The following is a 22301-nucleotide window of genomic DNA, read 5'->3' as shown; positions in this document are numbered from 1 at the left end:
GTCCGCGCTTTGCCTTCTGCCTGCTTGCCCTGGCCGCCACGCCCGTGGCGCAGGCCGTCGATGGCACCATCACCATCAATGGTGAGATTACCGACCAGACCTGCAAGATCAACGGCAATCCGCCACCCTACAACTTCATCGTCAACCTGCCCAAGATCTCGACTTCGGCGCTCAAGAACGTCAACGACACGGCTGGCGCGACAGCCTTCAGCATCAAGGTGACCGATTGTCCGGCCACGCTAACCGGCGACATCAAGGCCTATTTCGAACCGGGCGCCAGCACCGACTATGAGCACGGCTATCTCCACGCCTACAGCGAGAGCGCGGCCAAGACCACGGCCGCCGCCGATATCCCAAGCCTTGTGGGCAAAACGCCTGCCACCAACGTGGCGTTCCAGCTCGCCAATCTGGATGGCACGCCGATCAAGATCGGCGTGGCGCCGGCCGACCAGGGCGCTCTTGGCCAGACGCTGGCGGCCACCAGCACCAGCGACACGAAAAAGACCGCGACCTTGCGCTATCTGGTGCGTTACATCAAGAGCGGCACGGGCAACATCGCCGCCGGCAAGCTGGTGAGCTATGTGCAGTACTCCATCGTCTATCCCTGAGGCCGGGCGGTCGTGACGGCAGATTGCGGGGCAGGATGAGCGCCAACAGGTTCTCGGAAACTTCCGTGAGCGGGGCCGGTGATGATTCCATCCAAGTCCACACCACCTCTGTTGCTCATGACTCGTTTTCGTTCAAGCTTGGTTTTCAGTGTCATGTCCCTGGCCGTCGTGCCGTCGGCCTGGGCGGTTGACGGCACCATCACCATCAATGGTGAGATCACCGACCAGACCTGTAAGATCAACGGCAAGGAACCGCCGGCCGACATCCTGGTGCATCTGCCAAAGATATCGCGCTCCGCCCTGAAGATGAAGGGCGATGTCGCTGGCGCTACGCTGTTCGAGATCAAACTCACCGAATGTCCGAAAACCTTGTCTGGTTCGGTCAAGGCTTACTTCGAGCCGGGTCCGACGACCGATTACGACACAGGGAACCTGCGCGCCTATACGACCACCGATGCGATCACCGAGGCCAAGAACAACATTCCGTCGACGAGCAGCCTCACGCAGGCGGAGAACGTCGAGATCGAACTGGCCAATCCCGATGGCACGCGGGTGGCCATCGGCGCGACGACCGCAATGGGGGCGACCCTGACCGGAACCGAACAGAAGTCGGCCACCTTGCGCTATCTGGCGCGCTACGTCAAAAGTGGTGAAGGGACGATTGCCGCGGGCAAGCTGGTGAGCTATGTGCAGTACTCCATCGTCTATCCCTGAGGCCGGGCGGTCGTGACGGCAGATTGCGGGGCAGGATGAGCGCCAACAGGTTCTCGGAAACTTCCGTGAGCGGGGCCGGTGATGATTCCATCCAAGTCCACACCACCTCCGTTGCTCATGACCCGTTTTCGTTCAAGCCTGGTTTTCAGTGTCATGTCCCTGGCCGTCGCGCCATCGGCCTGGGCCGTTGACGGCACCATCACCATCAACGGCGAGATCTCGGACGCCACCTGCAAGATCAATGGGGCCGAGCCTCCGTACAACCTGGTGGTCACCCTGCCCAAGATCTCCAGCTATGCACTCAAGAGCCCCAATGACTACGCCGGGGCGACCCCCTTCACCATCAAGATCACCGACTGCCCCAGCACCCTGAGCGGCCAGGTCCGCGCCTACTTCGAGCCGGGCGTGACCACCGACTACGACAACGGCGCGTTGTATGCCTACACCACCACGACGGTGGGCACGACAGAAACCTCGATTCCGAGCCGCGTCGGGGCGAGCAAGGCCGAGCACATCGCCTTTCAGTTGGCCAACCCCGATGGCGTGGCCATCACCCTGGGCGCGGACGTGACGGCTCAGACGGCAAACGCGGCGACCCTGCAGACCGTGAGCGGGAAGACCACCAAGAGCGCGACCCTGAGGTACCTGGCGCGCTATGTGAGGACCAGCGCCGGCACGATTTCCGCAGGCAAACTGGTGAGCTACGTTCAGTATTCCATTGTCTATCCCTGAAAGAGCGTCCGACGCCTTCGCGAGGTCCTTCGTCATCCAGGGACGATTCTGAGTTAGGTAACGGTAATGATGGCTGTAGAACCACTGCCTAAGACTCATGCCCCATGTCTGTTCGCCACGCCTCTCCTGTTTGTGCGCTGATTCTCGCCCTGACCGCCGCCGCGCCGGCCTTCGCCGTGGATGGCACCATCACCATCAATGGTGAAATCATCGACAGCACCTGCAAGATCAACGGCAAGGCGCCGCCTGCCGACTTCGTGGTCCATCTGCCCAAGATCTCGACGTCGGCCTTGAAGATGGTGGGCGACGTGGCCGGCGCCACCCCGTTCGAAATCAAGCTGACCGATTGCCCCAGCACTCTGTCGGGCGAGGTGAAGGCGTATTTCGAGCCGGGCGCCACCACCGACTACGACAGCGGCAATCTGCGCGCCTACTCCAATACGTCCGATAGCAGCAGCACCGACATCGCAAGCAGCATTCCGTCGACCAGTACCCTGACCCTGGCCCAGAACGTGCAGATCCAGCTTGCCAACCCGGACAGCAGCAAGATCACGCTGGGGGCGGGTAGCAACAGCGCGGCTGGCGCAATGCTGACCGGAGATGGCATGAAGTCCGCCACATTGAGGTATCTGGCGCGCTACGTCAGAAGCGGCGCCGACACCATCAAGGCCGGCAAGCTGGTGAGCTACGTCCAGTACTCCATCGTCTATCCCTGAGACGAGCACGGACAGGGAGGGGGAGGGATAGACCGATTTGCGGCTGCGTGCCGGAAAGCCGCTTGCCGCAGCGGGTGATGATTTCAGCCGTCATTTCGCCCAGAGCCTCCCTTTTCATGCACCCCTATCCTTGCCGCACGCTTTTCGTCACCCTGGCCCTGGCGGCCGCGCCGGCTGCGCACGCCGTCGATGGCACCATCACCATCAATGGCGAAATCACCAGCCAGACCTGCAAGATCAACGGCAATCTGCCGCCGCACAACTTCATCGTGGCGTTGCCCAAGATCTCGGCATCGGCCCTGAAGGCGCTCAATGCAACGGCGGGCGCCACGGTGTTCGTCCTGAACATCTCGGATTGCCCGTCCGAGCTGAGCGGGCAGATCAAGGCGTATTTCGAGCCGGGCCCGACGACCGATTACGACAAGGCCTTGCTCTATGCCTACAAGGAGTCGCCCGCCACCGTCGCGGCCACCTCGATCCCCGATCGCAGCAGTGCCGAGAAGGCGCAGAATGTATCGTTCCAGATTGCGAATATCGACGGCAGCCCCATCAAGCTGGGCGCGCCGTTGGCCGAGCAGGGCGCATCGGGGCAGACTCTGGTCAACGGTTCTGACCGATCCACGAAAGCGGCCACCCTGCGCTACCTGGTGCGCTACATCAAGAGCGGCACGGGCGATATCTCGGCCAACAAGCTGGTGAGCTATGTGCAGTATTCCCTGGTCTATCCCTGATGCAAGGGGGATGGATGGCATGACTTGAGGAAATATCCGAGTACGAAAGCGGTAATCATTCAAGCACTTCAACCGCTTCCGTCGCTGCTATGTCCCTTCGCCGTGTTTCTGCGCCGCTGTGCGCGCTCAGCCTGACCCTGACGGTGGCCGCTCCGGCCTTCGCCGTGGATGGCACCATCACCATCAATGGCGAGATCACCGACCAGACCTGCAAGATAGAAGGCAAGGAGCCGCCGCATAATTTCATCGTCAACCTGCCCAAGATTTCGACCTCGGCGCTAAAGAGCGTCAACGATACGGCTGGCGCGACGTTGTTCACGATCAAGGTCACGGACTGTCCGATGGCGTTGTCGGGCGACATCAAGGCCTATTTCGAACCTGGCCCCACGACGGACTACGACAAGGGCTATCTGTACGCCTACACGGAAGCCTCTGCCAAGACAACGCCGGAAACAGGCATCCCCGACCGCAGCTCGGCCAGCAAGGCCGACAACGTCTCCATCCAGCTGATCAACACCGACGGCACGGTCATCAAGATGGGGGCGGCGGTGGGCGAGCAGGGCGCGCTCGGGCAGACCCTGGTCAACGCCAGCGAAGGCAGTAGCAAGACGGCGACGTTGCGTTATCTGGCGCGCTACATCAAGAGTGGAGAAGGCGCGATCAAGGCCGGCAAGCTGGTGAGCTATGTGCAGTACTCGATCGTCTATCCCTGACACCTGCCCCGGGCTGGGCGTTTCTGATGCGGGTTCTGGGCGCGGGCTTCAGGCGTCGGCGCGATAAAGCGCGCCGGCCAGCACGTTGCGCCAGTTCTGCCAGGTCAGGCGCGGCCGGTCGGTTTCCTGACGGTTGTAGGGGGTGTCGTAGAGGATGTGCTGCCATTGGGGGCGCGTGGCGCCCGTGATGCGCGGCCGGTCGTCGATGAGCAGGTCGCCTTGCACGAGGGTCTTGTCGCGCGTGAGGATCAGCCTTTCGGTGGCCGCGCGCCCGAAGTGCGCCTCGATCCATTGGTATTTTTCCAGCACGCAATGGTCGTACTGACGCAAGGGCGAACTGCAGAAACGCACCTCCAGGCCCATGGCCATGAGGTCATTGACGGCCTCGATGGCGCCGGGCACGGGCGGCAGATGGCGAATGAAGCCGGGGGCGGTGTAGATCGCCTCGACGCGGGGGCGCAATTCGGCAGGGTAGTCCTGCTGGATATAGAAGGATTGGCGGTCCTCGTACTCGACCGGGGCGATATCCGGGTGGCGCTCGCGCCAGGCCGCCAGGAAGGCGTGTTCGAAGTCGGCGAGAACGCCGTCCATATCTAGCAGAATCAGCATGGCGGGCAGGCAAGTGACGATGGCTGATTGTGCCATGGTCCCGGCCGACGCGTTGTCAGGGGGTGGGCAGCTCCCAGCCGCCGCCCAGCGCTCGCACCAGCAGGACGGTGGCGCGCGCCTGCTCGCCGTTCAGGCGCAGCGCTGCGCGGCGCTGCGTCAGCGTGCTGCGATCCGCCTCGATGACGTCCAGATAGCTGATGGCCCCCTCGCGATACTGCACATGGGACAGCCTGGCAGCCTGGTCGGCATTGTCCAGTGCGGTCTGCTGGGCCTCCCGTTGCCGGGTCAGCAGGCGCAATTGCGCGAGGTTGTCCTCGACCTCGCGCAAGGCCGTCAACACCGTCTGTTGGTAGGCCGCGACTTCTTCCTCGTACTGCGCCCGCGCGCGTTCGACGTCGGCCCGGCGACGTCCGCCGTCCCACAGCGGCAGGCTGAGGGCTGTGCCCACCAGCGGACCGAGCAGGAAGGTGCGCGAAGACCAGTGCAGCAGGTTGTCCAGCGTGGAGGCTTCGCTGCCCAGTGCGCCGGTCAGTTCCAGGCGCGGGAAGAAGGCCGCCTGGGCCACGCCGATGCGCGCATTGGCCGCGGCCATGCCGCGTTCGGCGGCGGCGATGTCGGGCCGGCGTTCCAGGAGCGCTGACGGCAGGCCGCTGGGGATGCTTACGGTCAGTGCGTCGAGCGGGCGGGCCGGCAGGCTGAAGCTGCTGGCCGGCTGGCCGAGCAGCAGCGCCAGGGCGTGTTCGGCCAGCGCCCGCTGGCGGGCCACACCCACGGCCTCGGCGCGCGCCTGGGCCAGCTCGGTGCGTGCCCGCGCCAGATCCAGCCGGCCGATGTCGCCGGCGTCGTAGCGGCGTTCGATGAGCGCGAGCGTCTGCTCGCGCAGCGCCACGGTCTGCCGGTAAATCACGGCCTCGGCGTCATACTCGCGCACCTGGAAATAAGTCGCCGCCACATCGGCATGCAGCGCCAGCAGCACCGACTGGTAGAGCGCCGCGCTTTGTTCGGCGCCGGCCTGGCCGGCGTCGATCTGGCGCGCCACCCGGCCGAACAGGTCGGCCTCGTAGGCGATGCCCACCTGGGCGCGCCATTGGGTGGCGGCCTGGGTGTCGGCGTGATCGGGCAGCCCCTGCGATACGGGAGAGGGGCGCTGGCGGCTGGGGCCCAAGCCGGCGTCCACGCGCGGCTGGCGCGCTGACTGGTCCGTCTTGAGCGCGGCGCGCGCCTGGGCGAGCCGGGCGGCGGCGGCCTGCAGGTTCTGGTTGGCCTGGCGCGCCTGTTGCTGCAGGGCGTCGAGCTCGGGATCGCCGAACAGTCGCCACCACTCGCCACGCAGGGCGGCGTCGGCAGGTTCGGCGGGCTTCCAGTCGCCCGGCAGCGGGGCTGCGGCGGCTTCCTTGTAGTGATCGGGCAGCGTGACGGCGGGGCGCTGATAGTCAGGGCCGACCGTGCAGGCGGCCAGGGCTGCCGCCAGCGCCAGCGGGGAGAAAAGACGGGCAAGGGGGAGCGTCATGATGAAGGTTCTTCTCGATGTCAGGCGTCGTGGGGGGCGGCGGGCAGGGCGGAGGCGGGCGCGTGGCGCCGGCCCAGGCTGCGCAGCGCGACATAGAACACCGGCGTCAGGAACAGCCCGAACAGGGTGACGCCCAGCATGCCGGCGAACACCGCCACGCCCATCGCGTGGCGCATCTCGGCGCCTGCGCCGCTGGACAGAACCAGGGGCAGCACGCCCATGATGAAGGCGATGGAGGTCATGAGGATGGGGCGCAGGCGCAGACGGCTGGCTTCGATGGCGGCCTCGCGCGGGGTGGCCCCCTGCTGCTCCAGCTCGCGCGCGAATTCGACAATCAGGATGGCGTTCTTGGCCGACAGCCCGACCAGCACCATGAAGCCGATCTGCGTGAAGATATTGTTGTCGCCGCCTGTCAGCCAGACGCCGGTCAGTGCGGCCAGAATGCCGGTGGGCACGATCAGGATGACCGCCAGCGGCAGGGTCAGGCTCTCGTAGAGGGCCGCCAGCACCAGGAAGACCAGCAGCACCGAGATCGGGAACACCCACAGCCCGGCGTTGCCGGCCAGGATCTGCTGGTAGGTCAGTTCGGTCCATTCCATCTTCATGCCGCGCGGCAGCACCTCGTCGGCGATGCGCTCGGCGGCCGCCTGCGCCTGGCCGCTGGAGTAGCCCGGGGCCGGGCCGCCGTTGATATCGGCGGCGGTATACCCGTTGTAGCGCACCACCATGTCGGGGCCATAGGTTTCGCGCACGGTCATCAGCGCCGACAGCGGCACCATCTCGCCGCTGGCGCTGCGCGTTTTCAGCTGGAGGATGTCCTGGGGCCGGGAGCGGAACGGCGCATCGGCCTGGGCGCGCACCTGCAGCACGCGTCCAAAGCGGTTGAAGTCGTTCACGTAGAGCGAACCCAGGTAGATCTGCATGGTTTCGAATACATCGGTGACGGCCACGCCGAGCTGCTTGGCCTTGACCCGGTCCAGGTCCACCTCCAGTTGCGGCACGTTGATCTGGTGGTTGGTGAAGGCCGGCCCCAGTTCGGGCGTGCGGGCGGCTCGCTCCAGGAAGGCGCGCGTGGCGCGATCCAGTTCGGCGTAGCCGGCCGCGCCGCGGTCTTCGATCTGCAGTTTGAAGCCGCCCAGCGTGCCCAGCCCCAGCACCGGCGGCGGCGGGAAGACGGCCACAAAGGCTTCATTGATGGCGGCGAGCTTGCCGTTGAGGCTGGCCGCGATGGCGTCTCCCGACAATGCGTCGCTGCGCCGTTCGTCAAAAGGGGCGAGCGTGAGGAAGACGATGCCCGCGCTGGCGCTGTTGGTGAAGCCGTTGATGGACAGGCCCGGAAAAGCCAGGGCGCTCTGCACGCCCGGCTCTTTCAGCGCCATGTCGGTCATGCGCCGGGTCACGGCGTCGGTGCGCTCCAGCGAGGCGCCGCTGGGCAACTGGGCAAAGGCCACCAGGTATTGTTTGTCTTGCGCGGGCACGAAGCCACCGGGCACGGCCCAGGCCAGGCCGGCGGTGAGCGCCAGCAAGACCAGGTAGACGCCCAGCGCCTGGCGGCGTCGGCCGATCACGCCGCGCACCTGTTGGCCATAGCGTTGCGAGGCGCGCCCGAATACACGGTTGAAGGCCGCGAAGAATCCCCCCAGGTAACGATTCATCTGGCGTGTCAGCCAGTCCTGCGGGGCATCGTGGCGCTTGAGCAGCAAGGCCGAGAGCGCGGGCGAGAGCGTCAGCGAATTGAAGGCCGAGATCACCGTCGAGATGGCGATGGTCATGGCGAACTGCTTGTAGAACTGGCCGGTCAGGCCGGTCATGAAGGCCAGCGGCACGAACACCGCGCACAGGGTGAGCGCAATGGCGATGATGGGGCCGCTGACCTCGCGCATGGCGCGATAGGTCGCCTCCCGCGGGGACAGGCCGTCGGCGATGTTGCGCTCGACGTTCTCCACCACCACGATGGCGTCATCGACCACGATGCCGATGGCCAGCACCATGCCGAACAGCGACAGCGCGTTGATCGAATAGCCGAACACCAGCAGCAGGGCGAAGGTGCCGATGATGGAGACCGGCACGGCCAGCAGCGGAATGATGGACGCGCGCCAGGTCTGCAGGAACAGAATCACCACCAGCACCACCAGCGCCACGGCTTCGAGCAAGGTGTGGACCACCGCTTCGATGCTGGACTGCACGAACTGGGTGGTGTCGTACTCGATGCGGTACTCCACGCCGGGCGGAAAGTCGCGCGCCAGCTCCTGCATGGTTTCGCGCACCTGGCGGGCGACCTCCAGCGCATTGGCGCCGGGGGCCTGCATGATGGCCAGGCCGACCGCGTCATGGTTGTCGAGCAGGGAGCGCAGATCGTAGTCCTGGGCCTGCAGCGCCACGCGGGCCACGTCGCCCAGTCGCGTGATGCCGCCGCCGGGGGAGGTGTTGAGCACGATGTCGGCAAATTCCTGTTCGGTCTGCAGCCGTCCGCGCGTATGTACGTTCATCTGCAGACCGACGTCGGCAGCCATGGGGGGCGCGCCGATCACGCCGGCGGCGACCTGTACGTTCTGCTCGCGCACGGCCTGCACCACGTCGCCGGCCGTCATGCCGCGCTGGGCGATGCGCTGCGGATCCAGCCACAGGCGCATGGCGTAATTGCCGCCGCCCCACATCACCACTTCCCCCACGCCATCCAGGCGCGACAGCCGGTCCTTGATGTTGATGAGGGCGTAGTTGCGCAGATAGGTCAGGTCATAGCGCTGGTCGGGCGAGACGAGATGGGTTACCAGAGTGAGCGTGGGCGAACTCTTGATGGTGGTCACGCCCAGGCGCTGCACGTCCGGCGGCAGGCGCGGCAGCGCCTGAGAAACACGGTTCTGAACCAGTTGCTGGGCCTTGTCGGGATCCACGCCCAGGCGAAAGTGCACGGTCAGCGTGAGGTTGCCGTCGCTGTTGGCCTGCGACTGCATATAGAGCATGTCTTCGACGCCGTTGATGGCCTCTTCCAGGGGCGAGGCCACGGTTTCGGCGATCACGGCCGGGTTGGCGCCCGGATACTGGGCGCGCACCACCACCGAGGGCGGGACGACCTCCGGGTATTCGGCCACCGGCAACTGGAACATGGCCAGCAGGCCGGCCAACAGGACCAGCACCGACAGCACGCCGGCGAAAATGGGTCGGTCGATGAAAAACTTGGCGAGATTCATGGGGGTCTCCGCAGGCCGGGGCTAGGGCCGGGCGGCCAGGGTGGCGGCCGTGCGGTCCATGGCCACCAGGCGGGGCGCCACGCGCATGCCGGGTTGGACGCGTTGCAGGCCGTTGACGACCAGTCGTTCGCCGGGTTCCAGGCCTTGCACGATTTCGCGCAGTCCGCCCTGGTGCGAACCCGGCACGACATGGCGGTAGACCACGCGATCCTCCGCATCCAGCGCCAGGACGTAGCGTCTGTCCTGATCGGTGCCGATGGCGCGCTCGTCGACGAGGACGGCCTGGCGCGCCGCGCCGCCGGTCAGGCGGACCCTGGCATAGAGGCCGGGCAGCAGCGTGGCGTCGGGGTTGTCGACCACGGCGCGCACCCGGATGGTGCCCGAGCGGGTGTCCAGCCGGTTGTCGACGTAGTGCAGCTCGCCCTGGCGCGAATAGCCTTCCTCGTCGGCCAGGCCCAGGTCGATGGTGACGGGCAGGCCCTGGGCGCGGGCCGGCTGGATGCGGGCCAGATAGCTCTGCTCGTCGACTTCGAAGGCCGCATAGATGCGGGCCACCGACACCAGGGTGGTGAGGGGACGGGCCTGGGCGCCGGCGTCCACCACATTGCCCACGGTGATCTCGGCGCGCGAGACCCGGCCGTCGACCGGCGCCGTGATGCGGGTGTAGCCCAGGTGCAGGCGGGCGGTGTCCAGGGCGGCCTGGGCCGCCTGCAGGCGCGCGGCGGCGGCGCGCTCGGCGTTCTGCTTTTCTTCGAACTCGCGCCGGGCGATGGCGTTTTCGTTCAGGAGCCGCCGCCCGCGCGCCAGCTCGCTGCTGGCGTAGGTCATGCCGGCACGCGCTTCGGCCAGTTGGGCGGCCGCGCGCTCGACCTCGGCGGCATAAGGCAGCGGGTCGATGGTAAACAGCAGATCGCCTTTGCGAACCAGCGCGCCATCTTCGAAGTGCACGCCGGTCAGGGTGCCGGACACCAGGGGGCGGATGTCGATCTGGTCGATGGCCTCCAGGCGCCCGGAGTAGGTCTGCGAATCGGTGATGCTGCGCTGCAGCGCCTGGGCCACCTCCACCTGGGGCGGCTCGGGGGCGGGCGGGGCGGCAGCGGTAGCCTGCAGCCGCAGGGCGGCCGTGCCCAGCAGCAGGCCCGTGATAACGACGGCGACAGCGATACGGCGACGTGACAACGTCATGGGGATGTCCTTGAGAAAGCGTCGGGGGCGATCGGGCGGGATGGCGCAAGGGCGCCCGGAGAACGGAACCATCCGCTGGATCGAGACAGATGGGCCGAATTCTGTGCTTTTTGTCGGACTGGATAAACAATCGTATTCCGGCATGACTGTTTGCCATGGGCGTACAATCAGCGGAGAAATTCTCGTATCCTAGGGATAACTTGCAGCGATAGGACTCGCACCATGGATCGTTTTCAAGCCATGCAGGTCTTCGCCCGCGTGGTCGAAGCCAACAGTTTCACGCGCGCCGCCGACGGGCTGGCCCTGCCGCGCACCACCGTCACCACCGTGATCCAGAACCTGGAGCGCCATCTGGGCGTGCGTCTGCTCAACCGCACGACGCGTCGCATCAGCCTGACGCCGGATGGCGCGGCCTATTACAAGCACGCCACCCGCATCCTGGCCGAGGTCGAGGAAACGGAAGCCTGCTTCCAGGATGCCGCCTTGCGTCCGCGCGGGCGCTTGCGCATCGACGTGCCGGCGGGCATCGGCCAGCTCATCCTGATTCCTGCGCTGTGCGAGTTTCATGATCGTCATCCCGACATCGAACTGGTGATCGGCATGGGCGACCGGCGCGTCGATCTGGTCCAGGAGGCGGTCGATTGCGTCATCCGCATCGGCGAGCTGGAAGACTCCAGCCTGGTGGCGCGGCGCATCGGCGTGATGCAGACCCTGACCTGCGCGGCGCCTTCCTACCTGGAGCGTCATGGCGTGCCCCAATCGCTGGAGGCGCTGCAGAGCCATCAGGCGGTGCACTACTTCTCGTCCTCGGGCCGCAATTGCAGCTGGACCTTCATGGTCGATGGCAAGGAGCGCGCCACCGAGGTGCGCGGCGTGGTGTCGGTCAATGACTGGGGCGCGCACCTGGCCTGCGGATTGCAGGGCTTTGGCCTGATCCAGACGGCGCGGTTCATGGTGCTGCCTCATTTGCGCAGCGGCCAATTGGTCGAAGTCCTGCCGCAGTGGCAGCCTCCCTCGCTGCCGATCTCGCTGCTGTATCTGCAACATCGCCAGCTCTCGCCCAAGGTGCGGGTCTTTTCGGATTGGGTGGCAGAGCTGTTCGCGCGCTGCCCGCTGCTCTCGGGCGATGGCGCGCACGATAAGGACTTCTCAGGCTGCGGCATTGCCCCGGCCGTGCTCCTGCCGGCGGGCGAGTATGCCGCACGCCATCAGGCCACCCAGGACATCGCCGAAGCCATCATGTAGACGCGAGCGCCTGCGGGCGGCGTGAAAAAACCTGTCCGCCCAGTGCCGGGCAGGAGGGAAAAACTGGGTATATTGCGGAAGTCCGTCCCGCCACAAGAGCCGCAACGTCTATGCAGCAACCTGTTTTGCCCGTCTACCTGATCGCCCGATGGCTGCTGTTGCTGGTGGTGGCGGCGGGTCTTTATTTCCTGAGCGGCTTTCTGGTGCCGGCGCTGGCCGCCCTCATCATCGGCCTGGCGACCTGGCCGCTGTATCAGCGCGTGGTGGCGTTCTGCAAGGGCCGCAGCACGCTGGCCGCCACGCTTGCCCTGTGCACGGTGATCCTGGTGCTGGTGGTGCCGCTGTCGCTGGCGCTGGCCTACGCCATCAAGGAGGCCGGCAACCTGTTGGGCTGGGCGCTGGCGGCCAACCGCAATGGCGTGGCGGTGCCGGTCTGGCTGTCGTCGCTGCCGGTGGTGGGCGAGCGCCTGGCGCATTACTGGACGGTCTATCTGGGCGAGCCTCACGGCCTGGGCGCGCTGGTGGAGATGGTCAGCGGCGAGCATCTGGGCAATATCTACCGCATGGTGCTGTCGGCCACGGGCAACGTGTTCCAGTGGTTGCTCACGTTGCTGTTCATGCTGATCACGCTGTTCTTCGTCTACAAGGATGGCACCCGCATGGTGGCGCAGCTCGACATCCTGGGCGAACGCATCCTGCCCTCGCGCTGGCAGCGGTTCTCGCGCGTGGTGCCGGCCACGGTCAGCTCTACGGTCACCGGCATGAGCCTGATCGCCCTGGGCGAAGGCGTGGTGCTGGGGGTGGCCTACTGGGTGGCCGGTGTGCCTTCGCCGGTGCTGCTGGGCGTGATTACCGGTTTCATGGCGCTGATTCCGGGCGGGGCGCCGTTGTCGTTCACGCTGGTGTCGCTGTATCTGGTTGGCTCGGGACACCTGGTGGCAGGGCTGGCCTTGTTCGTCTGGGGCACGGTGGAACTGTTCATCGTGGACAAGACCCTGCGCCCGCGTCTGGTGGGCGGGCCGGTCAAGCTGCCGTTCCTGCCGACCTTCTTCGGCCTGGTGGGCGGGGTCAAGACCATGGGCATCGTGGGGCTGTTCGTGGGCCCGGTCCTGATGGCGCTGCTGGTGGCCATCTGGCGCGAATGGGTGCGCAACACCGAGCGCGTCAATGGCCAGGATGGGGACGGGCGGGCCGATTGATCCCGCAAAGGAGTATGCTTTCCCGCCTGGCCGCGCTGGCTGCGGCCGCTGCCTATCCGCCCATGCCACATTCGAGAACTTCCATGTCTACCCCTTCGGTTGCCGGCCTGGTCACGGCGTTGCGTGAACAGGGTTTCGTGGTTGCCCGCGGCTTTGCCTCGCCCGATGAGGTGCAGGCCCTGCGGGCGGCTGCCGTCCACGATCTGGAGCGCGCCGCCGCGCCGCTCGAGTACGAAGCCGACCTGCGCTATCCCGGCGCGCCGGCCTCGCGCGAGGCCGACGGCGGCATGACGGTGCGTCGCCTGCTCGATGCCTATGGCCGCGGGCCGGCGTTTCGCCGGTGGGCCACCAACCCGGCCATCGCCCAGGTGCTGCGCGCCTACTATGACGGCCGTCAGCCGGTGCTCTCGACCGTGCACCATAACTGCGTCATGACCAAGCATCCCATGTACGGCAGCCTGACGGGCTGGCACCAGGATGTGCGCTACTGGTCGTTTTCAGACAGTGATCTGGTGTCCTGTTGGCTGGCGCTGGGCCCCGAGCAGCCCCACAACGGCGGGCTGTTCTTTCTGCCGCGTTCGCATGTGGCCGACTACGAGCCGCGCCGCTTTGACGCGCAGAAATTCTTCCGCGACGATCTGCCCGAAAATCAACAGGAGATCGCCAATGCGGTCTGCCCCGACCTGGAGCCGGGCGATGTGGTGTTCTTTCATTGCCGCACCCTGCACGCGGCTCAGCAGAACCGCAGCGGCCAGGTCAAGCTGTCGCTGGTGCACACCTACCATCCCGAAGGCTGCCAGCCGCTGCCCGACAGCCGTTCGGCGTCGCGGCCTGGCGTGCCGCTGGCCTGATGCGAGCCCGTCCGATGGCGCGCGCGGCAGGCGGCGACAGGCCGACGGGCGCTGATACACTCGAGCGGCGACGGACTCTGCGATGACGACGATGGCAAAGAAGCTGCGAACCCGGCTTGCGCGCTACCTGCCGGCCCACCTGTGGCTGGCGATCCTGGTCGCCCTGAGCGGCTATCTGCACCTGGTGTCGGTGTTCGAAAGCGCCGGGCGTCCCAACTTCGCTTTCCTGTCCAGCTTCGATACCTGGCGCGAGGCGATCGACGCCGTCGGCCTGCTGGATGCGCCGCGCACCCTGCTGGGCATGGGGCTCATCCTGATGGCGCTGGGGTTGCTGCTGCGCGCGCGCATCGCCTGGGCCTTCTCGTTGTTGATGCTGTTCACCATCGGCATCCTGGGCTACATGGGCAGCGCCAGCCGCTTCCTGGAAATCTATAACCTGGTGGCCTTTCTGCTGCTGTTGCTGAACTGGTCGCGCTTCAATCGCGCCAGCCTGGCGGCAGGCAGTCTCTTTACGGTCATCGCGATCTGTTCGCTGCTGGCCTATGCCATTTTCGGCAGCCTGTATCTGGGCGAGCAATTCGGCCCGGCCATCAACAGCCTGCCGAACGCGGTGTATTTCTCGGTGGTCACCATGTCTACCGTGGGCTACGGCGACATCGTGCCGCAAAGCGTCACGGCGCGCTATTTCACCTTGTCCATCATCATTCTGGGCATCACCGTGTTCGCCACCTCCATCAGCGCCATTGCCGGCCCGCTGATCGGTGGCAACGTCAAACGCATCATCAAAGGCAGGATTGCTCACGCCATGCGCCATGACCACATCATTCTCGTCGGGGCTTCGGCGCTGGCGTCTTCCGTCTATCCGGTGCTGCGCGAGCGCGGCTACCCCGTGACCGTGATCGTGCCCGAAGGCGTGGCGCACAGCTATCCCGAGCAGGCCGACCTGATCATCGGCGACGCCACCAAGTCCAGCGTGCTGGTCGAGGCCGGCGCGCCCAAGGCCAACTACGTGCTGGCGCTGCGCGACGATGATGCCGACAACGCCTTCATCGTCCTGGCCGCCAAGGACGTGGGCGCACCCGACACCAAGACGGTGGCGGTAGCCAACTCGCCCGAGCATCTGGACAAGCTTCGCCGGGTCCAGCCGGACATCGTGTTTTCGCTCCAGCAACTGGTGGGCGAGCTGCTGGCGCGCACCCTCGCGGGCGAGAAAATCGACCAGGCTTTTGTTGACAATCTTTTTGCCGGCAAGCCCGATTGAGGCTTGACTTTCCGCGCAGGCGACGATTGCGACAGATTGCTACGCCCAAGCGTGGCTGGGGCGCCGCATAGGGCGCTGCAGCATGGTCATGTACGTTGCCTAGGGGGGCGGCTTATCGTTACGATAGGCCCATGGAAATTACATTTGACCCCGCCAAAGACAGTAGCAACCAGCGCAAGCACGGCGTGTCGCTGGCCGAGGCGCAGCGGTTTGAGTGGCAAGAGGCGCTGGTGCGCGAAGATACACGGCGCGGCTACGGCGAGCGCCGCATGATCGCGATCGGCTATATCGGCCAGCAGTTGCATGTGATTGTCTGCGTGGACCGCAAGCAGGAGCGTCACATCATCAGCCTGCGGCCGGCCACGTCGCGTGAAGTGCATCAGTACACCGACCTCAAGCCGGGCACCCAGGTGCCCACCGATGACGAAGACACGGCCATCGATCGCGGTATCGAGGCCGATCCCGATACCTATGAACTGAGCGCGGGCGATCTCAAGCAGATGCAGCGCGCCGTCGAGCCGGCCAGCGAGCGCGCCCAGGTGCAGGTGACGGTTCGTCTGGACGACGACATCGTCAATGCTTTCCAGGCGAGCGGGCCGGGCTGGCAGATGCGCATGAATGATGCGCTGCGGCACTGGCTGCAGGCGCGCCGCGCCTGACGCTGCGGCAAGCGGATCAGCCCACCCTATCCTCCACTTCCATCAATGACCTCAGGTGCGTTGCGCCTGCCGTGGCTCGCCCCTGCCTGTCCAGCAGGCAGGCCTGCATGCCGAAGGCGCGCGGGCCGTGGAGGTCGGCCTTGGGGGTGTCGCCGATCATCAGGACTTCGTCGGGCGCGCAGCCCAGCCCTTCGCACAGATAGGTGTAGATGGCGGCCTGCGGCTTGATCGCGCCGGCCGCATACGACCAGGCGCAGAAGTCCGGCCGCAGTGGCAGGCGGGCCAGCGCGGGCGGCCCGTAGGGCGCCGCAAGGTTGGAGCACAGAGCGATGCGCAGACCGCGCGCGCGCAAGGCAGGCAGCGCCAGCGCCGTATCCGGAAAGGCGGTGATGGAGGCGAGCTCGATGTCCAGTTCGGCCTGCAGCGCCGCGAGCGTGGCCGGCGGCAGCCGCGCGTCGAGGGCCTGGACGGCCTGTGCGAGCGTCAACGGCCGGGCCATCAGGCGGGCGGCGTCATCGGGTTGCGGGGGGCGGCCCTGCGCCTGGAGCAGGCGCAGCAGCCGCCGGTAGGGACGCCGGGGCCGCGCGATGCGGACCAGGGTGCCGAAAACATCGAAGGCGATTGCCCGGATGGCCATATGGGGCTTTCCTTGTGCAGGCAAAGCCCCACTGTAGCGCTCTGCGCCTCAGGCCGCCTGCTGCGGATGCATCTCGTGCAGCAGGTAGCGCCCGCCGGCGTCCAGATAGTCCTCGGCGTGGATCAGCACCTGGTCGGGGCTGAGCAGCACCACGCCGTATTGCGGCGGCTCGTGTGCGCCGACGATCACCTGCGCATCGCCGCCCAGATCCAGCGCCACCTGATGGTTGGTGCCGCGCAGGGTCGAGTACGGCATGCCGCGGAAGACGCCGCAGATCGGGCGGTGGATGTGCCCGAAAAACACTTGCCGGATACGGTGCTCGTGACCGTCGATGGCGGCCATGAAGGCAGCGGTGTCGCGCAGCGAGATGGCGTCCATGCTCGGGATGCCGATGGGAAAGAAGGGATGGTGCATGAAGAGCAGCACCGGTTGCGGCGAGCCTTGCAGCTGCTCGCGCAGCCAGGCCGCGCGTCGCGTGCAGAATACGCCCCAGGACACGCCGGGCTCGTTGGTGTCCAGGAACAGGGCGCGATAGGGGCCGAAGTCCCGGGCGTATTGCACGAAGCCCGCGTCGTCCTGCGGCGTGCCGGCGAAGGCCTGTTGAAACACCAGGCGGTTGTCGTGGTTGCCCAGGATGAGGTGCACGGGCATGGGCAGCGGCGCCAGGCACTCGCGCAGATGGGCATAGGCCGGCGCATGCCCGTAGTGGGTCAGGTCGCCGGTGATGACCACGGCCTGGGCATCGGCCTGGTGGGCCAGGATATGTTGCACGGCCTGACGCAGGCGCGTCTTGGGATTGGTGCCGTACAGTTCGCCGCCGTCGGCAATCAGGTGGGTGTCGGTCAGGTGGATGAATTTCATGGCGGGCATCACTTCAGCAGCTTCTGCACATCGCGGCTCATGTCTTGCAGCGCGGTCTGCGGCTGGGCCGAACGGTCGAAAACGGTTTGCAGGTGGTCGTGGATGACGTCGGTGATCTTCAGGCCGTTTTCTCCCGGAAAGGCGTACCAGCCGGTCAGCCACGGCTGCTGTCGCACGGCGGTGTACTGGTTGGGATTGGCGTCGTAATAGCCCTTGAGCATGGCCGGGTCATCGATCGGCAGGGTGTTGGCCGGGAAGTAGCCGGTGCCCTGGGTCATGATGGTGGCCCCCTCGGGGCCGGTGGCGAACTTGATATAGGCCCAGGCGGCTTTCTGGCGTTCGGGATCCTTGGCGAACATCATGGCCACGTTGCCGCCGGCCGGCACGCGGGCCTGCTCGCCGTAGGTCGGGAAAAAGCCCGTCACCATGGGGAATTTGCCGCCGATCTGCTTCTCGATGGAGGCCAGGCGCGAGGTCGAGGTCGACAGCACGGCCAGCTTGCCGGTCACGAACAGCTGCACCGCGTCCTTGAACTTCAGGTTCTGCATGGTGCCGTTCTCGACCATGCGGCCCATCTGGGCGATGGATTCGCGCCCCAGGTCGCCGTCGAAGGCAACCGTCTTCTCGTCGGCGCTGAGCAACTGGCCTCCCTTGGAAAACAGCATCGCCTGCCACAGCCAGTTGCCGGTGATTTCCCAGTCGTAGTGCAGGCCGTTGGTGCCGGGGTTGGCCTGGCGCGAACGGTCGGCCAGGGCGATGATCTCGTCCCAGGTCTTGGGCAGCGCCTTGGCATCGCCGCCGGCGCGCGAGATCAGGTCCATGTTGTAGTAGACGATCGGCGTGGACAGCGAGAAACCAATGCCGACCTGCTTGCCGTTGACCTGCCCCAGCGACAGCAGCGCCGGGCTGTAGCCGCTGGCGGCCCAGTCGGGTTCGGCCTGGATGAAGGGGGTCAGATCGACCGCAATGTCGCGGTCGACGAACACGCGCTGGCGGTTCAGGCCCTGGTAGGAGACGTCGGCCAGCTGGCCGGTGACGGCATGGCGCAGTGCCTGCTGGGCGGCGGTTTCATATTCCGTGGTGGGGGCGCGGAACTTGACGGTGTAGTCGGGATACTTTTCGTTGAAGCGGCGTGCGATCTCGGCGTGCACGGTGTTGAAGACGTCGGCGTAGGGGTAGTCGACCACCAGTTCGATCTTGGCGGCTTGTGCCGTGCCGCAAGCCAGGGTCAGGGCGGCGGCCAGGCCGAGCAGGGTATGGGATTGCATATCGGTTCCTTTCAACCTTTGACACCCGAGAGGGTGACTCCTTCGATAAAGCGCTTCTGCGCAGACAGAAAGAACAGCAGCAAGGGCAAGGTGATGATGACCGTGCCTGCCATGAGGGGGCCGAAGTCAGTGCCGGCTTCCTCGTTTTTGAAGAACATCGTGCCCAGCGGCGGGGTGGCCAGATCGGTGGTGTTGATCACCAGCAGCGGCCAGAAATAGTCGTTCCAGTGCCAGACCACCGAGAAGATCGCGAAGGCGATCAGCGCAGGCATGGCCGCCGGCATCATCACGCGCCAGACCAGCTCGAACTCGCCCATGCCATCCAGCCGTGCGGCGTGGATCAGGTCATCGGGCACGCCCATGAAGTACTGGCGCATGAGGAACACGCCGAATGCCGAGGCGATGAAGGGCACGATGAGTGCGGCGGTGGTGTCCAGCAGGCCCACGTGATAGAACAGGATGTAGAGCGGGATGGCCGTCGCCTGGAAGGGGATCATCAGCGACAGCAGCACCAGCCCCCAGGCCAGCCGCTTGCCGCGGAACTGCAGCTTGGCGAAGCAGTACGCGGCCGGCAGCGATACCACGATCTGCAGCAGCAGGATGCCGGCGCACACCACGACTCCATTCCACAGATAACGCAGCAGTGGCACATCGGTCAGCGCGCGGGTGTAGTTCTCGACGGCGGCCCAGTGGCGGGGCAGCAGGTGAAAGCCCTCGCGGAAGATTTCGTCGGCCGGCTTGAACGAGGTGGACAGCATCCAGATGAAGGGCAGCAGGTAGATCACGGCGCCGCTCATCAGCAGCAGGTGGCGCAGCAGGCGCCAGGGCAGGGCGGGAGTCATCGGTAATGGGTCCGTTTTTCCATGCCGATCTGCTGGACCAGCGTGAGGATGAAGATGCAGGCGATGAAGATCACCACCATCGCGGCGGCATAGCCCATGCGGAAAAAGCCGAAGCCCTCCGCATAGATGGTGTGCAGCAGCACTTCGGTGCTTTTGTTCGGCCCGCCCTGGGTGAGTGCGTGGACCGTGTCGAACACCTGCAGCGAGCGGATGCCGCAGACCGTCACCACAAAGAGCAGGGTCGGCCCCAGCAAGGGAAGAGTCACCCGCAGCAGGCGGTCGAACGGATGGCGCATGCCGTCGAGCAGGCTGGCGTGACGCAGGTCCGCCGGGATGTTCTTCAGGCCTGCCAGGAACATCACCATGGCCAGGCCCGACATCTGCCAGATGCCGATGGCTGCCAGCGACGGCAGCGCCAGGTCATAGTCCTTGAGCCAGTTGCGCGGCGCCGCGCCCAGCCAGGACAGCACGTGGTTGAAGAACCCCACGGTCGGATGCATCAGGAACTGCCAGACCACCGCCATGGCGATCAGGGTCGAGGCGACTGGCATGAAGTAGGCCGTGCGATAGAAGCTGCGCCAGCTGGGCTGCGCCTCGATCAGCAGCGCCACGCACAGGCCGATCACGATCGAGCCGATGGAGACCGCCGCGAGGTAATAGACAGTGTTGGCGAAACTCTTGCGGAACGTGGCGTCATTCCACAGGTCGGCATAGTTGCCCAGGCCGATCCAGTTCCAGCTGCTGGCGCCGAACTGCCAGTCGGTCAGCGACATCAGGGCCACCACCAGCAGGGGCAGCACCAGCAGCAGGGCCGTCAGCAGCAGGCAGGGCCCCAGCAAGAGCGCGAGCGAAGAGGATTTGATGCGCATCGGAAGCTCCGGTGAAGGCGGGCTAGGCCGCCAGAGACAGGCCCTGGGCCAGCGGCGCGAGGCGGCGGCCTTGCGCGTCAAAGGCATGCCAGTCGGCCAGCGGCACGTGGACCTGCAGCGTCTGGCCCTGGCGTACGGGCGCCTCGGGCGGCAGCGCCACCATCAGGGTTTCCTGCTCTGGCGTGAGCAGGCTGGCCAGGCATTGCGCGCCGGAAAACTCCAGTTGAGTGACGCGGGCGGTGATGGCCAGGGTGTCGCGGCCGGCGCTGAGCTGGGCGGCATGCGGCCGGAAAGCCAACGTGCTGGTTTCCAGGGGAAAGCGTCCGGCCAGCGGCTGGTCCTGCAGGCACAGGCGATGGGCGGCATCGCGCGAGGCCGTCAGGAAGTTGATGCGCGGCGCGCCCACCAGGGCCGCCACGTCGACGTGATTGGGCGCGTGGTAGATCTCTTGCGGCGTGCCCAGTTGCAGGATGCGCCCGCCGCGCATGACCGCCACGCGGTCGGACATCGACATGGCCTCGTGCTGGTCGTGGGTGACGTACACGAAGGTCACGCCCAGCTGGGCATGCAGCTGGCGGATCTCGCTGCGCAGCGACTGGCGCAGGCTTGCATCCAGATTGGAGAGCGGCTCATCGAACAGGAACAATGACGGGCGGCGCACCATGGCGCGCGCCAGCGCCACGCGCTGGCGCTGGCCGCCGGAGAGTTGGGCGGGCTTGCGGCTCCAGAGGTGGTCGATGCCCAGCGCGGCGGCGACCTGGCGACCCTGGGCCTGTGCCTGGCCGCGATTGCGGCGCGCCGTGGGGCTGAGCCAGCGCGCGCCGGGCAGGCGCTGGGCGAAGTTCAGGGCCCGCATGTACAGCGGCGTGCAGATGTTGTCGCCCACCGTCATGTGCGGATAGAGCGCATATGACTGGAATACCATGGCGCAGTCGCGTTCGGCGGGCGAGAGCGTGAGCAGGTCGGCGTCGCCGCGCTGCAGCGTGCCGCCGTCGGGCAGTTCCAGGCCGGCGAGCAACTTGAGCAGCGTGGACTTGCCGCAACCGGAGGCACCCAGCAAGGTGAGGAATTCGCCTTCCCGTATGGTCAGCGAGAGCGAGTCCAGCACCGTGGTCTCGCCATAGGTTTTTGAAATCCGGTCAAGGACGATGTCAGCCATGTTCGGTCTCCAGCATGCGCGGATGGGTCTGCGCCAGCCAGCGCAGCAGGTGGCGGGGATGGTCGTAGTGCAGGGCGGCCGGCGCCAGTTCGGCGAGGTCGCTGTGATAGCCGCCGAGGTGGGCGGCAAAGGTCAGGCCGCTGTTGGCGGCGCATTGGGCGTCGATGCGCGAGTCGCCCACGAACAGCGCCTGCGCAGGCGGGCAGTCCAGACGTGCCAGCGTGGCCAGCAGCGGGGCGGGATCGGGCTTGGCCGGCAGGCCGTCGCCCAGGCAATGAATATGGGAAAAATGCGCCAGCCAGCCGCGTGCCTGAAGCAGGGCCAGGGTGGAGGCGCGGTCGCGGTTGGTGCACAGGGCCAGGGTCAGGCCGGCGGCGCGCAGCGTGTTCAGCAGCGTCTCGCAACCCTCGTAGGCGGGCGCCTGCTGCGGCAGGTGCTGGGCGCAACCGGCCACGAAGGCGGCCGCAGCCGGCGCGCTCAGGGCCAGTTGCGCCGCAGCGCGCTCGAACATGGGGGCGATGCCCAGGCTGAGGGCGCGCCGCAGCGCCGCCGTGTCCAGGCGGGCCTGTCCGGGGGCGGCGTGGCGGACGATCTGCAGCAGGCCGGGCCAGGTGTCCAGCAGCGTGCCGTCGAGATCAAAAACGATCGTGGAATAGGCGGTGTGGTGCATCATGACCGCCACTCTAGTGATCGAATATGACGATACGGTGAACATATTCGACCTAAATCGATCAGTATCGT

General features: G+C 66.2%; 22 protein-coding genes and 1 pseudogene. 12 read left to right on the top strand and 11 right to left on the bottom strand.

What is annotated here, in order from left to right; translation table 11 throughout:
* Positions 1-44: 44 nt before the first annotated feature.
* The 6 genes from A7V84_RS17325 (at position 45) to A7V84_RS17300 (ending at position 4214) form a co-directional block, all read left to right on the top strand.
* Positions 45-608, top strand: coding sequence for a fimbrial protein (locus A7V84_RS17325; RefSeq protein WP_412778665.1), 564 nt, complete (start codon positions 45-47; stop codon positions 606-608).
* A gap of 153 nt (positions 609-761) precedes the next feature.
* Positions 762-1322 carry a fimbrial protein gene (locus tag A7V84_RS17320; RefSeq protein WP_033535103.1) on the top strand — a complete coding sequence of 187 codons (561 nt, stop codon included), beginning with the start codon at positions 762-764 and terminating at the stop codon, positions 1320-1322.
* Positions 1323-1475: 153 nt separating this feature from the next.
* On the top strand, positions 1476-2054 hold the full coding sequence (locus A7V84_RS17315; protein ID WP_115638952.1) for a fimbrial protein: 579 nt from the start codon (positions 1476-1478) through the stop codon (positions 2052-2054).
* Positions 2055-2158: 104 nt separating this feature from the next.
* Positions 2159-2770, top strand: a complete 612-nt coding sequence (locus tag A7V84_RS17310; protein WP_063491750.1) for a fimbrial protein — start codon at positions 2159-2161, stop codon at positions 2768-2770.
* 116 nt (positions 2771-2886) lie between these two features.
* Complete coding sequence (locus tag A7V84_RS17305) at positions 2887-3501, top strand: fimbrial protein (protein WP_051348205.1); 615 nt, start codon at positions 2887-2889, stop codon at positions 3499-3501.
* An 89-nt stretch (positions 3502-3590) separates the two neighbouring features.
* Positions 3591-4214 (top strand): fimbrial protein, encoded by a 624-nt coding sequence (locus A7V84_RS17300; RefSeq protein ID WP_025513772.1) that lies wholly within the window; start codon positions 3591-3593, stop codon positions 4212-4214.
* A 48-nt stretch (positions 4215-4262) separates the two neighbouring features.
* Here A7V84_RS17300 and A7V84_RS17295 read toward each other — a convergent pair whose 3' ends face one another.
* Genes A7V84_RS17295 through A7V84_RS17280 form a run of 4 tightly spaced genes read right to left on the bottom strand, consistent with a single transcriptional unit; the run spans position 4263 to position 10709 of the window.
* Positions 4263-4823: a 5' nucleotidase, NT5C type gene (locus A7V84_RS17295; protein WP_025513833.1), complete on the bottom strand. Its 561-nt coding sequence runs from the start codon at positions 4821-4823 to the stop codon at positions 4263-4265.
* A 55-nt stretch (positions 4824-4878) separates the two neighbouring features.
* Positions 4879-6333, bottom strand: a complete 1455-nt coding sequence (locus tag A7V84_RS17290; RefSeq protein ID WP_063491751.1) for an efflux transporter outer membrane subunit — start codon at positions 6331-6333, stop codon at positions 4879-4881.
* Positions 6334-6353: 20 nt separating this feature from the next.
* Positions 6354-9524 carry an efflux RND transporter permease subunit gene (locus A7V84_RS17285; protein WP_033535099.1) on the bottom strand — a complete coding sequence of 1057 codons (3171 nt, stop codon included), beginning with the start codon at positions 9522-9524 and terminating at the stop codon, positions 6354-6356.
* Positions 9525-9545: 21 nt separating this feature from the next.
* Positions 9546-10709 carry an efflux RND transporter periplasmic adaptor subunit gene (locus A7V84_RS17280; RefSeq protein WP_063491752.1) on the bottom strand — a complete coding sequence of 388 codons (1164 nt, stop codon included), beginning with the start codon at positions 10707-10709 and terminating at the stop codon, positions 9546-9548.
* A 222-nt stretch (positions 10710-10931) separates the two neighbouring features.
* On the opposite strand from A7V84_RS17280, the gene A7V84_RS17275 reads away from it, so the two are divergent.
* From A7V84_RS17275 to A7V84_RS21230, 6 genes and pseudogenes are all read left to right on the top strand, one after another.
* Positions 10932-11954: a LysR family transcriptional regulator gene (locus tag A7V84_RS17275; RefSeq protein ID WP_025513766.1), complete on the top strand. Its 1023-nt coding sequence runs from the start codon at positions 10932-10934 to the stop codon at positions 11952-11954.
* 110 nt (positions 11955-12064) lie between these two features.
* Positions 12065-13153, top strand: a complete 1089-nt coding sequence (locus A7V84_RS17270) for an AI-2E family transporter (RefSeq protein WP_025513765.1) — start codon at positions 12065-12067, stop codon at positions 13151-13153.
* 83 nt (positions 13154-13236) lie between these two features.
* Positions 13237-14004, top strand: coding sequence for a phytanoyl-CoA dioxygenase family protein (locus A7V84_RS17265; protein WP_033535157.1), 768 nt, complete (start codon positions 13237-13239; stop codon positions 14002-14004).
* Between the two features lie 91 nt (positions 14005-14095).
* Positions 14096-15265, top strand: coding sequence for a voltage-gated potassium channel protein (kch, locus tag A7V84_RS17260; RefSeq protein WP_051348202.1), 1170 nt, complete (start codon positions 14096-14098; stop codon positions 15263-15265).
* 131 nt (positions 15266-15396) lie between these two features.
* Positions 15397-15627, top strand: a pseudogene (locus tag A7V84_RS21235) (BrnT family toxin); the annotation flags it as partial.
* A 48-nt stretch (positions 15628-15675) separates the two neighbouring features.
* Positions 15676-15924 carry a BrnA antitoxin family protein gene (locus tag A7V84_RS21230; protein WP_033535155.1) on the top strand — a complete coding sequence of 83 codons (249 nt, stop codon included), beginning with the start codon at positions 15676-15678 and terminating at the stop codon, positions 15922-15924.
* A 16-nt stretch (positions 15925-15940) separates the two neighbouring features.
* Here the strand turns inward: A7V84_RS21230 and A7V84_RS17245 are convergent, their stop codons facing one another.
* Genes A7V84_RS17245 through A7V84_RS17215 form a run of 7 tightly spaced genes read right to left on the bottom strand, consistent with a single transcriptional unit; the run spans position 15941 to position 22233 of the window.
* Complete coding sequence (locus A7V84_RS17245; RefSeq protein WP_063491753.1) at positions 15941-16561, bottom strand: HAD family hydrolase; 621 nt, start codon at positions 16559-16561, stop codon at positions 15941-15943.
* Positions 16562-16609: 48 nt separating this feature from the next.
* Positions 16610-17422 (bottom strand): phosphodiesterase, encoded by an 813-nt coding sequence (locus A7V84_RS17240; protein ID WP_025513757.1) that lies wholly within the window; start codon positions 17420-17422, stop codon positions 16610-16612.
* Between the two features lie 8 nt (positions 17423-17430).
* Positions 17431-18690 carry an ABC transporter substrate-binding protein gene (locus A7V84_RS17235; RefSeq protein WP_025513755.1) on the bottom strand — a complete coding sequence of 420 codons (1260 nt, stop codon included), beginning with the start codon at positions 18688-18690 and terminating at the stop codon, positions 17431-17433.
* Between the two features lie 11 nt (positions 18691-18701).
* The gene (locus A7V84_RS17230; protein ID WP_025513753.1) at positions 18702-19532 is read right to left on the bottom strand and encodes a carbohydrate ABC transporter permease; all 831 of its coding nucleotides are present in this window, start codon (positions 19530-19532) and stop codon (positions 18702-18704) included.
* Complete coding sequence (locus A7V84_RS17225; RefSeq protein ID WP_025513752.1) at positions 19529-20401, bottom strand: carbohydrate ABC transporter permease; 873 nt, start codon at positions 20399-20401, stop codon at positions 19529-19531. The genes A7V84_RS17230 and A7V84_RS17225 overlap by 4 nt, the downstream gene beginning before the upstream one ends.
* A 22-nt stretch (positions 20402-20423) precedes the next feature.
* Positions 20424-21560, bottom strand: a complete 1137-nt coding sequence (locus A7V84_RS17220; RefSeq protein WP_063491754.1) for an ABC transporter ATP-binding protein — start codon at positions 21558-21560, stop codon at positions 20424-20426.
* Positions 21553-22233 carry an HAD family hydrolase gene (locus A7V84_RS17215; RefSeq protein WP_025513750.1) on the bottom strand — a complete coding sequence of 227 codons (681 nt, stop codon included), beginning with the start codon at positions 22231-22233 and terminating at the stop codon, positions 21553-21555. The genes A7V84_RS17220 and A7V84_RS17215 overlap by 8 nt, the downstream gene beginning before the upstream one ends.
* Positions 22234-22301: the final 68 nt, after the last annotated feature.

The sequence above is a fragment of the Bordetella trematum genome (assembly GCF_900078335.1).
GTDB classification, from domain to species: Bacteria; Pseudomonadota; Gammaproteobacteria; order Burkholderiales; family Burkholderiaceae_B; genus Bordetella; species Bordetella trematum.
The sequence above is the reverse complement of the archived record's forward strand: the minus strand, read 5'-3'. Positions and strand labels throughout refer to the sequence as shown.

Coding starts and splice junctions, on each gene's coding strand:
- A7V84_RS17320 (WP_033535103.1), top strand. CDS start 762: ATGTCCCTGGCCGTCGTGCCGTCGGCCTGGGCGGTTGACGGCACCATC.
- A7V84_RS17315 (WP_115638952.1), top strand. CDS start 1,476: ATGTCCCTGGCCGTCGCGCCATCGGCCTGGGCCGTTGACGGCACCATC.
- A7V84_RS17310 (WP_063491750.1), top strand. CDS start 2,159: ATGTCTGTTCGCCACGCCTCTCCTGTTTGTGCGCTGATTCTCGCCCTG.
- A7V84_RS17305 (WP_051348205.1), top strand. CDS start 2,887: ATGCACCCCTATCCTTGCCGCACGCTTTTCGTCACCCTGGCCCTGGCG.
- A7V84_RS17300 (WP_025513772.1), top strand. CDS start 3,591: ATGTCCCTTCGCCGTGTTTCTGCGCCGCTGTGCGCGCTCAGCCTGACC.
- A7V84_RS17295 (WP_025513833.1), bottom strand. CDS start 4,823: ATGCTGATTCTGCTAGATATGGACGGCGTTCTCGCCGACTTCGAACAC.
- A7V84_RS17290 (WP_063491751.1), bottom strand. CDS start 6,333: ATGACGCTCCCCCTTGCCCGTCTTTTCTCCCCGCTGGCGCTGGCGGCA.
- A7V84_RS17285 (WP_033535099.1), bottom strand. CDS start 9,524: ATGAATCTCGCCAAGTTTTTCATCGACCGACCCATTTTCGCCGGCGTG.
- A7V84_RS17280 (WP_063491752.1), bottom strand. CDS start 10,709: ATGACGTTGTCACGTCGCCGTATCGCTGTCGCCGTCGTTATCACGGGC.
- A7V84_RS17275 (WP_025513766.1), top strand. CDS start 10,932: ATGGATCGTTTTCAAGCCATGCAGGTCTTCGCCCGCGTGGTCGAAGCC.
- A7V84_RS17270 (WP_025513765.1), top strand. CDS start 12,065: ATGCAGCAACCTGTTTTGCCCGTCTACCTGATCGCCCGATGGCTGCTG.
- A7V84_RS17265 (WP_033535157.1), top strand. CDS start 13,237: ATGTCTACCCCTTCGGTTGCCGGCCTGGTCACGGCGTTGCGTGAACAG.
- kch (WP_051348202.1), top strand. CDS start 14,096: ATGGCAAAGAAGCTGCGAACCCGGCTTGCGCGCTACCTGCCGGCCCAC.
- A7V84_RS17245 (WP_063491753.1), bottom strand. CDS start 16,561: ATGGCCATCCGGGCAATCGCCTTCGATGTTTTCGGCACCCTGGTCCGC.
- A7V84_RS17240 (WP_025513757.1), bottom strand. CDS start 17,422: ATGAAATTCATCCACCTGACCGACACCCACCTGATTGCCGACGGCGGC.
- A7V84_RS17235 (WP_025513755.1), bottom strand. CDS start 18,690: ATGCAATCCCATACCCTGCTCGGCCTGGCCGCCGCCCTGACCCTGGCT.
- A7V84_RS17230 (WP_025513753.1), bottom strand. CDS start 19,532: ATGACTCCCGCCCTGCCCTGGCGCCTGCTGCGCCACCTGCTGCTGATG.
- A7V84_RS17225 (WP_025513752.1), bottom strand. CDS start 20,401: ATGCGCATCAAATCCTCTTCGCTCGCGCTCTTGCTGGGGCCCTGCCTG.
- A7V84_RS17220 (WP_063491754.1), bottom strand. CDS start 21,560: ATGGCTGACATCGTCCTTGACCGGATTTCAAAAACCTATGGCGAGACC.
- A7V84_RS17215 (WP_025513750.1), bottom strand. CDS start 22,233: ATGATGCACCACACCGCCTATTCCACGATCGTTTTTGATCTCGACGGC.